The organism is Pseudomonas sp. 58 R 12, assembly GCF_900005865.1.
Taxonomy (GTDB): domain Bacteria; phylum Pseudomonadota; class Gammaproteobacteria; order Pseudomonadales; family Pseudomonadaceae; genus Aquipseudomonas; species Aquipseudomonas tritici.
Window position 1 is genome coordinate 573957 of sequence record NZ_CVTP01000021.1, and the last position, 13850, is coordinate 587806.

The window sequence follows — 13850 nt, forward strand, 5'->3', positions numbered from 1 at the left end:
AATTCTGCTTTCGGTTAAGGCCATCGAGCGACCGGGCCGGACAAGCGGCCCCCGACTGGTTATCATGGCGGCGTTTCTTTGCGGACTGCCACCATGGTTGATTCTTACGACGACTCCCTCGATGGGGAGAAAAGCAAAACCCAGGTCAAACGCGAGCTGCATGCTCTGGTTGACCTTGGCGAGCGCCTTACAACGCTCAAGAAAGATTTGATTGCAAAACTGCCTTTGACCGACGAAATGCGCCGGGCCTTGGCCGATGCGCCCAAGCACACCGCGAATATCGCGCGTAAACGGCACATCATGTTTATCGGCAAACTCATGCGCGATCAGGACACTGACGCCATTCTGGCTTTGCTTGATCAAACCGATGCCTCCACTCGCCAGTACAACGAACGCTTCCATAACCTGGAGCGTTGGCGTGACCGCTTGATCGCGGGCGATGACGCCGTGCTGGAGAAATTCGTGCTGGACTACCCGGACGCGGACCGCCAGCAACTGCGCTCCCTGATCCGTCAGGCCCAGCACGAGCAGGCGCATAACAAGGCACCGGCCACCAGCCGTAAAATCTTCAAGTACATCCGAGAGCTGGACGAGACTCAACGCGGCCTGCGCTGATCCTCTTCCCCGGGTGGCGGTTTTCGCCACCCGAAGCTCCATCTCTTACGACCCCGTGCCACCCACGGTGATCGCATCAATTTTCAGCGTTGGCTGGCCGACACCCACCGGCACCGACTGCCCGTCTTTCCCGCACGTGCCCACGCCGCTGTCGAGCGACAGGTCGTTACCGACCATCGACACCTTGCTCATGGCTTCCGGACCGTTACCAATCAACGTTGCTCCTTTGACCGGCGCAGTAATCTTGCCGTCTTCGATCAGGTACGCCTCGCTGGTGGAGAACACGAACTTGCCGCTGGTGATGTCCACTTGGCCGCCACCGAGGTTGGCGCAGTAGATGCCGCGCTTCACCGAAGCGATGATTTCCGCCGGGTCGCTTTCGCCACCGAGCATGTAGGTATTGGTCATGCGTGGCATCGGCAAGTGCGCATAGGATTCGCGACGGCCGTTACCGGTGCGCGCCACGCCCATCAAGCGGGCGTTGAGCTTGTCTTGCATGTAGCCCTTGAGCACGCCGTTTTCGATCAGGGTGGTGCACTCGGTCGGCGTACCTTCGTCATCGACGCTCAGCGAGCCACGACGCCCGGTCAGGGTGCCGTCATCGACGATGGTGCAGAGCTTGGACGCGACCATCTCGCCCATACGACCGCTGTAGGCTGAACTGCCCTTGCGGTTGAAGTCACCTTCCAGGCCATGGCCGACCGCTTCGTGCAGCAGTACGCCGGACCAGCCCGATCCCAGCACCACAGGCAAGGTACCCGCCGGCGCCGGAATGGCTTCCAGGTTGACCAGCGCCTGGCGCAAGGCCTCACGGGCATAGCCCATGGCACGGTCGTCGGTGAGGAAATAACGGTAGTCGGTACGCCCACCGCCACCATGGCCACCGCGCTCGCGGCGACCATTCTGTTCGACGATTACACTGACATTGAAGCGCACCAGCGGCCGTACATCCGCCGCCAGGCCGCCGTCGGTGGACGCCACCAGAATGCGCTCCCACACACCGGCCATGCTCACGGTGACCTGCTGGATACGCGGGTCGAGGGCGCGGGTGGCCACGTCGATACGCTTGAGCAGCTCGACCTTTTCCGCACGACTGATGACTTCCAACGGGTTATCCGGTGCGTACAACTGCGCCACATCTTGAGTACTGAACGCCTGAACCGTGCCATTTTGGCCGGCGCGGGAGATTGAGCGCGCAGCACGCGCCGCGAGGCCCAAGGCTTCCAGGGTGATCGCGTTGCTGTAGGCAAAGCCGGTTTTTTCACCGGATTGCGCACGCACGCCGACACCCTGGTCCAGATTGAAGCTGCCTTCCTTGACGATCCCGTCTTCCAGGGACCAGGACTCGGAGATCTGGCCCTGGAAATACAGGTCAGCCGCATCAATGCCCGGTCCGGCCAGATCGCCGAGCACGGTTTGCAAGCTTTCGATGGTCACGCCACCGGGTGCCAGGAGGTGTTCACTGACTGAGGACAACAACTCGCTCATAGGTATGACCTTAAATTCATCGTTCCGAAGCAGGCCGCTGTGCGCCCTGCGAGAAAAAGCGCCGATGGTTGACCACCGGCATGCGCGCCCGTATCGACGCCTGTTCACTGCTATCGCGCTCGGCCAGCAACACCGCTTCGCCTGTATCCTGTTGTGTCAGCACGCGCCCCCAGGGGTCGACAATGGCTGCGTGGCCATGGGTTTCCCGGGGGCCCGGGTGTACACCACCTTGCGCCGCCGCCAGCAGGTAGCACTGGGTCTCGATGGCCCGTGCGCGAATCAGCACGTCCCAATGAGCGGCGCCGGTCACTGCCGTAAACGCCGAAGGCGCCGTAATCAATTCAGCCCCCGCCGCGCGCAACTCGCTGTAGAGCTCGGGGAAGCGCAAGTCGTAACACACCGTCAAGCCCAAACGGCCGACGGGCGTATCTGCCACCACCACATTACCCCCGAAAGCATAGTCGTCGGATTCACGGTAACGACCGCGAGCATCAGCGACATCCACATCGAAAAGGTGCAGCTTGTCGTAACGAGCCACGATTTCGCCGCGATCATCAACCAGCAGCGAGCAGGCGTTGGACTTGGCGTGCGGTTGGTCCTCTGGCGGCAACGGCAACGTGCCGGCCACTATCCATAAGGTGAGGTCGCGGGCGGTCTGTTTCAACCACGGCAGGATCGGACCTTCGCCCAGCGCCTCGGCGCGGCCGATATCAGCCACATCGCGACGCCCCATGGCAGCGAAGTTTTCCGGCAGCACCGCCAACTTCGCCCCACCCGCAGCCGCCCGCTCCAGCAAGCGCCGGGCCTGGGCCAGGTTAGCCAGCACATCGCTCTGGCTGACCATTTGAATTACCGCAAAGGACATGGGCCGACACTCCATAAAAGGCATGCGGCCATGCTACTCCACAGGCCCTCAGTTTGGTTTTTCAAATGGCTTGTCGAAGGTGATTTTCGGGTCCTTCCACGGCCCTTCGACCTTGTATTGCACGCTCGCGAAGCGTGCAACACGATCACCAATCAGCTTGTCGATCAGGAACAGCGCGCCACCAATGGCGGGCGCCCCCACGATCAGCGCTGCGATCGGAAGGTTGTTGGTAACCGGCAGGGTGACCAGCAGCTTGGCGTCGACACGGTCTGCTACCAGGTCCAGGGTGCCGTTGAGCTCCAGGTTGGTAGAAGGCCCGGTCATGGTGATCGGTTCACGGGTTACAAATACACCGCTACTCGCCGCCAACAAGCCTTTGACTCGGTCATAGCTCAAGCCCTTGCCGAGCAAGTCCGAGAAGTCCAGACGCAACCGGCGCCCGATGGAGTTGAAGTTCAGCAGGCCAAATACCCGCAGGGCCTGGGCGCCACCCTCCACTTCCACGAACTGGCCGTTGCGGAACGCGGCATCCAAGCTGCCGGAGAAGCGCTTAGGCCCGACATAGGCTGGCGAACCAGGCCAGCGACCATCCACATCCAAGTGGAAATCCTGGCTGGTGACGGTGGGGGCATAGCCCCAGCCCTTGAGCACATCGGCGATATTCTTACCGTCCAAACGGCCCTTGTACCAACTGCTGCTGTCGCCCGCCGCACCTTCCCAACCACCGGCGCCCTTGAGCTGCATGCCCTTGAGGCCCAGGTCCAGGTTATTGAAGACCAGGCCTTTGGCGGTCGGGCGGATTTTCAGCGACCAGGCGCCCACCAGCTCCGGGCCCTGGAACAGCTGATCAATGGCGATATCCAGCGCCGGAATATCCTTGGGATCGATACTTGCCAAAGGGTCCGGCGCGTTTTCGTCCGCCTGCACCGTCGGATCCACCGCCGGCAGTTTCACATATTGCAGGTTGATCGCAATCGGCGCGCCCTTGGCGTCAGGCAGGTCGACTGTGCCCTTGGCCTGCTGGCTGTCGAGCTGCAAGCCCCAGGCCGCCTGTTTGCGGTTGAGTTGCAGGTTGACCTGATCGAACTGGGTGCCCAGACCGGTGAGTTTGCCGATTTTGAAGTCGGCACTGCTCAGCAGTTGCTTGGCACTCCCCCCCGGGTCATTGCCGGCGTACTGGTTCACCAGCTTTTTCCACGGATCGATGTCCAGCTCCGAGAGCACACCACGAATGCGCAAACCCTTGGCGCCCGGCAGCACGGCGTCCCCATCCCCGAGGAACAGTTCACCGCGGCCATCATTGAATCTGTCCGGCGGCGCAGCAAAGGTGAAGTTCGCCAGTTCGCCGTAATCGAACCAATAACGGCGCTCGGCGCCCTGCAAGGTCATGCGAAACACACTGTCACGCCCCTGGCTGGCTGGCATCCCGAACGGCGCGGGCAAATCCACCGCCACACCCTTGAGGTTGGAGCTGACCATCAGTTGGCTGTCGGCACCGTCCAGGGTCAATTGCAGTTGGTAGGGAATATCGCCAGACACCGGCAGCGGTTGGCTGACGTTCAACCAGTCCGTCAGCCGCTTGACCGTCACCTGACCCTTGGCAGCCACGCGGGTGCTGATGCTGCCCGGCTTGCCATCGGCGAAAATCTGCGCGGTGATCGGCCGGTCAAACGCTTGGGCCGTGATGTTCTGGCCACTGAGGCCTTTGGTGCTGTCAAAACGGAAATCACCCTTGAGCTGGGTCAGGTCCAGGGTCGGCTCAGCCAGTTGCAAGCGCGACTTATCGGTTTTGAAGTCCACCACGATTTTTGGATCGGCACCCTTGGTCAACGGAATATCCAGGTCAAGGCTGCCTTGCAAGTCGCCCTCACCCTTCCATCCGGCGAACGTCGATGCGGTGCCAATCGGCGCTTCCTGGAGGATTTTCAGACCATCGCCCAAGCCGCCGGCAACATTACCGGTGAGCAACAGGTGACTGTCCTTGCCGGCAGGTGCGTGAGGGATATTGACGTAGATGTCCTTGACCTTCGTGTCGAGCAACTGGCCTTTGCTGGCCAGGATGCGCACACCGCTTTCCTCGACAAACACTTCGCCATTGACCTTGCTCACATGCGGCCAGCCCGGTTGAAAGGCCAGTTCAGCGTCATGCACCTTGAAAAACAGGCTGATATTGCGCGAAGCCGGCAGCGCGTCGTGGTTCAGCGAACCCTGGTACTGGAAGAACCCTTGATCCACCGCGCCCTTGAGAATCGCCGTGCGCAGCCATTCATCCAGTGCGGGGCTCAATACCGCCGGCAAGTACTTGGGGGTGAAGCGCCCATCACCCTCGACCAAGCCGACGCGCAGGTCCATGTAGTCTTCCTGGCTGTGGTCAAAATGCAGGCGAATCAGAAAGTCAGCAGCCACCTTGCCCTCTTCGCCCAGCACCTTGATATACGGGGCGATCAGGGTGAAGCCTTCTTTGTCCAGCTTCCACGTCAGGCGCGCATTGGCCTGGATGTACTGCCACGGCTTGGCAAAGATCGGATCGAGGTGCAGGGAAAAATCCTTGCTGTCCATGCGCAACTCGCCCTGGCCCAAGTCGCCGCTGATGCTGCCGGAAACGTTACGCGCGGCCGGGGCGCCAGAGTAGGCATCAAAACCGACGCGATCGAGGTTGGCAGCGAAGCTGAGTTTTTGATCGGTAGTGTCTTGAGGGCGAAAATCCACCAGCACGTTACGCAACAGGCCAGTGGCCTTGAGGTGCTCTACAGTCTTGGCGAACCCTTCCGGCAGCGGTGCCAGGGCGTTGAGCAGTGGCGTGATTGGCGTCAGGTCAAGGCGGTCGGCCTGCAGCTTCCAGACTTCCTGAGCCTTGTCGGTGGCCAGGGTTTGTTGCAGTTGCACGCGCGACTCCCAGCGCGTTTCCCCCAGGTTCATCGCCAGTGAGTCGAACAGCACCTTGAGGCCCGTGTCACTGCGTTGCAGGTAGGCGGTGAGCGCAAGGTTTTCGATATGCACGGGCTTACGATCGGCGTAGCTGCCCTTGACCTGCGGCGAGTTCAGACGCACCACCGCACTCTGTACGGTACCTTTGGCCCAGTTCAGCCAGAATTCGCCACCGGCCTTGAACTGAGTGAGTTTCCACTGCTGGGTCAGCTTGGCAGGAATCCATTTGGCCCAGTCGCTTTGCGGCAGGCTCAGATAGGCCTGGACTTCAGCGTCTTTCCACTGGCTGGCACGAATACGCGTGCGCAGGCTCATGGCAAGGGGCTGGCCGTCCGGCAAGGTCAAGCGCGCGTCCAAGCGTTGGCGGGTGATGCCGGTATGCAAGCTGAGGCCGACATACGTCAGGGTCACTGGCGCATGGTCAAACGGTTGCAACGTCACCTGGCTGTCGAGCAGCGACACACGCTTGACCAACTGCATGCGCTTGAGCAACTGCTCCGGGTCCAGCGGCTGGTCGTCCTGCACCGGCAGACCTTGCAGGACCCATTTCCCGTCCTTGTCTTCCTTGGCACTGAGCTGCAGGCCACTGACTTGCAAATGCGCAATGCGCACTTCGCGGGCCATCACGCTTGCCCAGATGTCCGGTACCACTTCGACCTGGTCCAGGCGCAAGCCACTGTTGCCCTCGCCCACCATCACATCATGGGCCAGCAATACCGGCGCGAAGCCGCTCCAGCGGCCTTCCAGGCTGCCGATGTGCACAGGCATGACCACCGCAGCCTGGGCCTTGGCCTCGACTTCCGCACGGTACTCGGCCACCAGCGGCGTCAATTCACGCCCCAGACTCACATACACCGCCGCCAATACCAGCAGCAAGGCACAAAGGCCAAGGCCCCAACGGGTCAAAGCGGCAAAAAAGCGTATCAGACGCTCCATGTCAGGCGACCCTCAAGGCGGTAGTCGGACGGCAGATCAAGGTCTGCCAGTCTCATAAAAAGAAAACGATTGGGGATCAGAGCAGCACCACGTCGTATTGTTCCTGGGAATACATGGTTTCAACCTGGAAGCGTATCGTGCGCCCGATAAACCCTTCCAGTTCGGCAACGTTGCCGGACTCTTCGTCCAACAGCCGGTCCACCACTTTTTGGTTGGCCAGCACTCTATAACCTTCGGCCTGGTAAGCACGTGCCTCTCGTAGGATTTCGCGGAAAATCTCGTAGCAAACCGTTTCCGGGGTCTTCAATTTACCGCGTCCCTGGCAGCTGCTGCACGGCTCGCACAGCACCTGCTCAAGGCTTTCGCGAGTGCGCTTGCGGGTCATTTGCACCAGGCCCAACTCGGTAATGCCGATGATGTTGGTCTTGGCGTGATCGCGCTCCAGCTGCTTCTCGAGGGTACGCAGCACCTGGCGCTGGTGCTCTTCATCTTCCATGTCGATGAAATCGATGATGATGATCCCGCCCAGGTTTCGCAGGCGCAGCTGGCGGGCAATCGCGGTGGCCGCTTCGAGGTTGGTCTTGAAAATGGTTTCTTCAAGGTTGCGATGACCAACAAATGCGCCGGTGTTGACGTCGATGGTGGTCATGGCTTCTGCCGGGTCCACCACCAGGTAGCCGCCGGATTTGAGCGGCACCTTGCGTTCCAGGGCTTTCTGGATTTCGTCTTCGACGCCATACAGGTCGAAGATCGGCCGTTCGCCGGGGTAGTGTTCCAGGCGGTCGGCAATTTCCGGCATCAATTCGGCAACGAATTGCGTGGTGCGCTGGAAAGTTTCCCGCGAGTCGATGCGAATTTTCTCAATCTTGGGGCTGACCAAGTCGCGCAACGTGCGCAGGGCCAGGCCCAAGTCTTCATAAATAACGCTGGGTGCACTGATGGTCTTGATCTGGGCATCGATCTGGTCCCACAGGCGCCGCAGGTAGCGGATGTCCATGAGGATCTCATCGGCACCAGCACCTTCAGCGGCGGTGCGCAGGATAAACCCACCGGCTTCCTTGATGCCCTCGGCCGCCACGCAGTCGCTGACCACCTTCTTCAGGCGCTCGCGCTCGGCTTCGTCCTCGATCTTCAGGGAAATGCCGACATGCGCGGTACGCGGCATGTACACCAGGTAACGCGACGGAATCGACAGCTGAGTGGTCAGGCGTGCGCCCTTGGAGCCGATGGGGTCCTTGGTGACTTGCACCACCAGGCTCTGCCCTTCATGCACCAGGGCGCTGATACTTTCGACCGCCGGGCCTTCGCGCAGGGAAATCTCGGAGGCATGGATAAACGCAGCTCGGTCCAGGCCAATATCGACAAATGCCGCCTGCATCCCCGGCAATACCCGCACTACCTTGCCTTTGTAGATATTGCCGACGATCCCGCGCTTCTGGGTGCGCTCCACGTGCACTTCTTGCAGAACACCGTTCTCTACCACCGCCACGCGCGATTCCATCGGCGTGATATTGATCAGAATCTCTTCACTCATGGCTGGGTCTCGTTCAGGCGTTTTCACAATAGTGACCGGTCGCTTAAGGCTGGGCGCGCCAATAACGGCGTTCAGCGCGCGGTAAGGTTTTGCCAACAGGGTATGCCGAATTGGTCGAGCAGTTGCGCGGTTTCGCACATCGGCAGCCCTACCACGGCGGAATAACTGCCATTGAGGCCGGCGACAAACACCGAACCCAACCCTTGGATAGCATAGCTGCCTGCTTTGTCCTGAGGTTCACCACTGTGCCAGTAGGTTGTAGCCTCCTCGACAGAAATCCCACGAAAAAGCACACGACTGCTGACACATCGGGTTTCGCAACGCTGGCCGTCGGTAAGGGATATGGCGGTGAGCACTTCGTGTTCACGCCCCGACAGGGCCATCAACATCGCCAAGGCATCGGCCTGGTCCACAGGTTTGCCGAGGATCTGGCCATCGACGATCACGGCAGTGTCGGCCCCCAGCACACAGGCGCCAGCAGGGTGTTCAAGCGCAGCAAAACCCGCCGCTGCCTTGCCCCGCGCTAAACGCTCGACGTAGGAAACAGCAGATTCGTTTGTGAGAGGGGTTTCATCAATGGCGGCGCTGACCACGGTGAAAGGCACACCGATCTGGGTCAGCAGTTCACGCCGCCTCGGTGAGCCCGAGGCCAGGTAAAGCGAATTCATTGCAGACTCTCCCTGTAGGGTTCGATAACCAGGCAGAGCCTCGCAATCCATTCAATTGATCTTATAGCGACGACGCAACCCACGCAGACCAAAACTGATCCACGGCCACAGCAAGGCGCTGACCAGGGCCGGCAATACCAGCGCCAAGGTCGGCTGCCGGTTACCGGTCAAGGCGCTGAGCCACAGCTGAACAAGCTGCGCCAGGCCGAAAATCACCAGGATCACCAGGCACTGCTGCCACATCGGGAACATGCGCAGACGCTGCTGCAACGACAGCACCAGGAAAGTGATCAGGGTCAGGATCAATGCGTTCTGGCCCAGCAAGGTGCCATAGAGCACATCTTCCGCCAAGCCCAGGAACATGGCGGTGACCATGCCGACTTTATGCGGCAGGTTCAGCGACCAGAAGGCCAGCAGCAGCGCCAGCCAGAGCGGGCGCAGGATTTCCATGAACTGTGGCAGCGGCGAAACGCTGAGCAGCAGGCCGATGGCGAAGGTCAGCCAGACAATCCAGCCATTTTGCGAATGAGTACCGGCCATTATTCCTCCCTCTGCCGCGTGGTTGCCGGGGCGGTAGCCGCTGGGCGCGCAGCCGGAGCAGCAGCAGGCGGTTTAGTCACGGGTGTTGCGGCAGCCGGCGTCGACGCGGGTGGTTTGGTCGTGGCCGGTTTGACCGGGTGCGCTGCAGGCTTGACGGGCGTAGCCACGGCCGGTGCCACCGCAGGCGTAGCCGGTACGGCAGTGGAAGGCTTGGGCACGGTGGCAGGAATGATCGGCGCCGTGCCGTTCTTCTGGTCTTCCGCTTCCTGAGCCTGGGCGGCGTCGTTGGCGCGCTCTTCCGGGGTGCGATTGTCGCTGAACACCAGCAGCAGGTAGCGGCTGCGGTTCAAGGCGGCAGTCGGCACGGCACGCACAATGGCGAACGGCTGACCGGAATCGTGGATGACTTCCTTCACCGTCGCCACCGGATAACCCGCTGGGAACCGCTGACCCAGGCCGGAGCTGACCAACAGGTCGCCTTCCTTGATGTCGGCGGTATCGGCCACATGGCGCAGTTCCAGGCGCTCGGGGTTGCCGGTGCCGCTGGCAATCGCACGCAGGCCGTTGCGGTTGACCTGCACCGGAATGCTGTGGGTGGTGTCCGTCAGCAGCAATACCCGCGAGGTGTAGGGCATCAGCTCAACCACCTGGCCCATCAGGCCACGTGCATCAAGCACCGGCTGGCCGAGGACCACACCGTCGCGCTCACCCTTGTTGATGATGATGCGGTGGGTGAAGGGGTTGGGGTCCATGCCGATCAACTCGGCCACTTCGACCTTTTCGTTGACCAGCGCGGAGGAATTGAGCAACTCGCGCAGCCGAACGTTCTGCTCGGTGAGGGCCGCGAGCTTTTGCATGCGCCCCTGCAACAGCAGGTTTTCGGTCTTGAGTTTTTCATTTTCGGCAACCAGCTCAGTGCGGCTGCCAAATTGGCTGGCCACGCCCTGGTACAGACGTTGCGGCAGGTCGGTGATCCAGTAGGTCTGCATCAACACCAGCGACATTTGGCTGCGCACGGGCTTAAGCAGTGCAAAGCGAGCATCGACCACCATCAGCGCGACCGAAAGCACGACCAGCACCAACAGGCGCACGCCCAATGAGGGGCCTTTGGCGAAAAGCGGTTTAATAGGCCGCTCCTCCCAGGCAAATGTTCTCTTTATTCATACGGCATCTAACCGGCCTGGATGCAGATTGAAGAAGATAAACGCCAACAGGCAGCACTGCAAAGTGCTGCCTGCGGGCGAAACATGGGCTTACCAGCAACGACTCATTCGCTGGAGAGCAGGTCCATGGTGTGTTTATCCATCATTTCCAGTGCACGGCCACCGCCACGGGCGACGCAGGTCAGCGGGTCTTCGGCGACGATCACCGGCAGGCCGGTTTCCTGGGCCAGCAGTTTGTCGAGGTCGCGCAGCAAGGCGCCACCACCGGTCAACACCAGGCCACGCTCGGCGATGTCGGAAGCCAGTTCCGGCGGCGATTGCTCCAGGGCGCTCTTCACAGCCTGAACGATGGTGGCCAGGGACTCTTGCAGAGCTTCCAGCACCTCATTGGAGTTCAGGGTGAAAGCACGTGGAACGCCTTCGGCCAGGTTGCGACCGCGAACATCAACTTCGCGCACTTCGCCGCCCGGGTAAGCGGTACCGATTTCCTGCTTGATGCGCTCAGCGGTGGATTCGCCGATCAGGCTGCCGTAGTTACGACGCACATAGGTGATGATCGCTTCGTCGAAGCGGTCGCCGCCTACACGTACGGATTCGGCATACACCACACCGTTCAGGGAAATCAGGGCGATTTCAGTGGTACCACCACCGATATCCACTACCATCGAACCGCGGGCTTCTTCAACCGGCAGGCCGGCACCGATCGCAGCAGCCATTGGCTCTTCGATCAGGAACACTTCCCTGGCACCGGCGCCGAGGGCCGATTCACGGATGGCTCGACGCTCAACCTGGGTGGACTTGCACGGAACGCAGATCAGCACACGAGGGCTGGGCTGCAGGAAACTGTTTTCGTGAACCTTGTTGATGAAGTACTGCAGCATCTTCTCGCAGACACTGAAGTCAGCGATCACGCCGTCTTTCATCGGACGAATGGCGGCAATATTGCCTGGTGTGCGGCCGAGCATGCGCTTGGCCTCGGTGCCGACGGCAACGACACTTTTCTGATTACCATGGGTCCGAATGGCCACAACTGATGGCTCATTCAGGACGATACCGCGCTCGCGCACGTAAATAAGGGTGTTGGCAGTGCCCAGGTCAATGGAAAGATCGCTGGAAAACATGCCACGCAGTTTCTTGAACATGGGAAAGGGACCCTAGGCAACGCGTGGGTAAAAAAGTGCGGCAAACTCTAACAACGACAGGGATTTTGGGCAAGGCGCCAATGTGCTAAATTGGCCGACTTTCTGTGCACCAACCCCCACAATCGCGGCCGTAAGACCGTAGAAATGCGGTAGTGTTCCGACAATCTAACACACGGACAGCCTCCGTTCTGTTTTCCACTGGAGATTCCCATGACACTTGAACGCTCCGACGTGGAAAAAATCGCGCATCTGGCCTCGCTTGGCCTTAATGATGCCGATCTTCCACAGACCACCGCAGCCCTGAACAGTATTCTCGGGCTGGTCGACCAAATGCAGGCCGTGAATACCGACGGCATCGAGCCCCTGGCTCATCCACTGGAAGCCAGCCAGCGCCTGCGCGCAGACGTCGTGACCGAGCGTAATAATCGCGAGGCTTACCAGTCCATTGCGCCAGCGGTCGAAAACGGCCTGTACCTGGTTCCGAAAGTCATCGACTAAAGGGAAAGAGCCTGCAATGCATCACATGACTCTGGCCGAGATCGCCCGCGGTCTCGCCGAAAAAAAGTTTTCTTCCGAAGAGCTGACCAAGACCCTGCTTGCGCGTATCGCCGAGCTTGATCCAAAGGTTAACAGCTTCATCAGCCTCACCGAAGAGCTGGCCTTGAGCCAGGCAAAGGCTGCCGACGCACGTCGCGCCAACGGTGAAAATGGCGCGCTGCTGGGCGCACCTATTGCCCACAAGGACTTGTTCTGCACCCAGGGCATTCGCACCAGCTGCGGCTCGAAGATGCTCGACAACTTCAAGGCGCCCTACGACGCTACCGTGGTGTCCAAGCTGGCCGCCGCCGGCGCCGTGACCCTGGGCAAGACCAACATGGACGAATTCGCCATGGGTTCGGCCAACGAGTCGAGCTACTACGGCGCAGTGAAAAACCCCTGGAACCTGGACCACGTGCCCGGCGGTTCCTCCGGTGGTTCGGCTGCCGCAGTGGCTGCGCGCTTCCTGCCCGCCGCCACCGCCACCGACACCGGCGGCTCGATTCGCCAGCCGGCCGCGTTCACCAACCTCACCGGTTTGAAGCCGACGTACGGTCGCGTTTCCCGCTGGGGCATGATCGCCTACGCGTCCAGCCTCGATCAGGGTGGCCCTCTGGCACGCACGGCCGAAGACTGCGCGATTTTGTTACAAGGCATGGCAGGCTTCGATAAACAGGACTCCACCAGCATCGATGAGCCCGTGCCGGACTACAGCGCCAGCCTTAACACCTCGCTCAAAGGCCTGCGCATCGGTGTGCCAAAGGAATACTTCAGCGCTGGCCTCGACCCGCGTATCGCGGAGCTGGTGCACAACAGCGTCAAGACGCTGGAAAGCCTCGGTGCTGTGATCAAGGAAATCAGCCTGCCGAACAACCAGCACGCGATTCCTGCGTACTACGTAATCGCCCCGGCAGAAGCGTCATCCAACCTGTCGCGCTTCGATGGCGTGCGCTTCGGCTACCGCTGCGAAAACCCGAAAGACCTCACCGACCTTTATAAGCGCTCACGTGGCGAAGGCTTCGGTGCCGAAGTGCAACGCCGCATCATGGTCGGCGCCTACGCCCTGTCGGCTGGCTACTACGACGCTTACTACCTGAAGGCGCAGAAAATCCGTCGCCTGATCAAGAACGACTTCATGGCTGCCTTTGAAGACGTCGACGTGATCCTCGGTCCAACCACGCCGAACCCGGCCTGGAAGATCGGTGCCAAGACCGGCGACCCGATCGCCGAGTACCTGGAAGACCTGTACACCATCACCGCCAACCTCGCGGGCTTGCCGGGCTTGTCCATGCCTGCCGGTTTCGTCGATGGCCTGCCGGTGGGCGTGCAATTGCTCGCCCCGTATTTCCAGGAAGGCCGCCTGCTCAATGTGGCGCACCAGTACCAGTTGAACACCGACTGGCACACCCGCACCCCTACCGGCTTCTGAGGACA

The 13850-nt window shown here is 60.7% G+C and carries 11 protein-coding genes; 3 read left to right on the forward strand and 8 right to left on the reverse strand.

What is annotated here, in order from left to right; translation table 11 throughout:
- The first annotated feature begins 93 nt into the window (after positions 1–93).
- On the forward strand, positions 94–615 hold the full coding sequence (gene yjgA / locus BFP95_RS19950) for a ribosome biogenesis factor YjgA (protein WP_017738766.1): 522 nt from the start codon (positions 94–96) through the stop codon (positions 613–615).
- Between the two features lie 45 nt (positions 616–660).
- Here yjgA and tldD read toward each other — a convergent pair whose 3' ends face one another.
- The 8 genes from tldD to mreB form a co-directional block, all read right to left on the reverse strand.
- Complete coding sequence (tldD, locus tag BFP95_RS19955) at positions 661–2103, reverse strand: metalloprotease TldD (protein ID WP_065875098.1); 1443 nt, start codon at positions 2101–2103, stop codon at positions 661–663.
- Between the two features lie 16 nt (positions 2104–2119).
- Complete coding sequence (locus BFP95_RS19960; RefSeq protein ID WP_065875099.1) at positions 2120–2968, reverse strand: carbon-nitrogen hydrolase family protein; 849 nt, start codon at positions 2966–2968, stop codon at positions 2120–2122.
- A 48-nt stretch (positions 2969–3016) separates the two neighbouring features.
- On the reverse strand, positions 3017–6832 hold the full coding sequence (locus BFP95_RS19965; protein ID WP_065910597.1) for a YhdP family protein: 3816 nt from the start codon (positions 6830–6832) through the stop codon (positions 3017–3019).
- Positions 6833–6908: 76 nt separating this feature from the next.
- Complete coding sequence (gene rng, locus BFP95_RS19970) at positions 6909–8366, reverse strand: ribonuclease G (RefSeq protein ID WP_012722226.1); 1458 nt, start codon at positions 8364–8366, stop codon at positions 6909–6911.
- 71 nt (positions 8367–8437) lie between these two features.
- On the reverse strand, positions 8438–9034 hold the full coding sequence (locus BFP95_RS19975; RefSeq protein WP_065910598.1) for a Maf family protein: 597 nt from the start codon (positions 9032–9034) through the stop codon (positions 8438–8440).
- Between the two features lie 51 nt (positions 9035–9085).
- The gene (gene mreD, locus BFP95_RS19980; protein ID WP_049709993.1) at positions 9086–9574 is read right to left on the reverse strand and encodes a rod shape-determining protein MreD; all 489 of its coding nucleotides are present in this window, start codon (positions 9572–9574) and stop codon (positions 9086–9088) included.
- Positions 9574–10701 (reverse strand): rod shape-determining protein MreC, encoded by a 1128-nt coding sequence (gene mreC, locus BFP95_RS19985; protein WP_083224238.1) that lies wholly within the window; start codon positions 10699–10701, stop codon positions 9574–9576. Before mreC ends, mreD begins: the two co-directional genes overlap by 1 nt.
- 140 nt (positions 10702–10841) lie before the next feature.
- Positions 10842–11879 carry a rod shape-determining protein MreB gene (gene mreB / locus BFP95_RS19990; protein ID WP_002555108.1) on the reverse strand — a complete coding sequence of 346 codons (1038 nt, stop codon included), beginning with the start codon at positions 11877–11879 and terminating at the stop codon, positions 10842–10844.
- Positions 11880–12089: 210 nt separating this feature from the next.
- On the opposite strand from mreB, the gene gatC reads away from it, so the two are divergent.
- Positions 12090–12377: an Asp-tRNA(Asn)/Glu-tRNA(Gln) amidotransferase subunit GatC gene (gene gatC / locus BFP95_RS19995; RefSeq protein ID WP_065875103.1), complete on the forward strand. Its 288-nt coding sequence runs from the start codon at positions 12090–12092 to the stop codon at positions 12375–12377.
- Between the two features lie 16 nt (positions 12378–12393).
- A complete protein-coding gene (gene gatA / locus BFP95_RS20000) occupies positions 12394–13845 on the forward strand; it encodes an Asp-tRNA(Asn)/Glu-tRNA(Gln) amidotransferase subunit GatA (protein ID WP_065875104.1) in 1452 nt (483 codons plus the stop codon).
- The last annotated feature ends 5 nt before the right edge of the window (positions 13846–13850 follow it).

Bases quoted from the DNA above. Each gene is read 5' to 3' on its own strand.
- yjgA (WP_017738766.1), top strand. From the start codon at position 94: ATGGTTGATTCTTACGACGACTCCCTCGATGGGGAGAAAAGCAAAACC.
- tldD (WP_065875098.1), bottom strand. From the start codon at position 2,103: ATGAGCGAGTTGTTGTCCTCAGTCAGTGAACACCTCCTGGCACCCGGT.
- BFP95_RS19960 (WP_065875099.1), bottom strand. From the start codon at position 2,968: ATGTCCTTTGCGGTAATTCAAATGGTCAGCCAGAGCGATGTGCTGGCT.
- BFP95_RS19965 (WP_065910597.1), bottom strand. From the start codon at position 6,832: ATGGAGCGTCTGATACGCTTTTTTGCCGCTTTGACCCGTTGGGGCCTT.
- rng (WP_012722226.1), bottom strand. From the start codon at position 8,366: ATGAGTGAAGAGATTCTGATCAATATCACGCCGATGGAATCGCGCGTG.
- BFP95_RS19975 (WP_065910598.1), bottom strand. From the start codon at position 9,034: ATGAATTCGCTTTACCTGGCCTCGGGCTCACCGAGGCGGCGTGAACTG.
- mreD (WP_049709993.1), bottom strand. From the start codon at position 9,574: ATGGCCGGTACTCATTCGCAAAATGGCTGGATTGTCTGGCTGACCTTC.
- mreB (WP_002555108.1), bottom strand. From the start codon at position 11,879: ATGTTCAAGAAACTGCGTGGCATGTTTTCCAGCGATCTTTCCATTGAC.
- gatC (WP_065875103.1), top strand. From the start codon at position 12,090: ATGACACTTGAACGCTCCGACGTGGAAAAAATCGCGCATCTGGCCTCG.
- gatA (WP_065875104.1), top strand. From the start codon at position 12,394: ATGCATCACATGACTCTGGCCGAGATCGCCCGCGGTCTCGCCGAAAAA.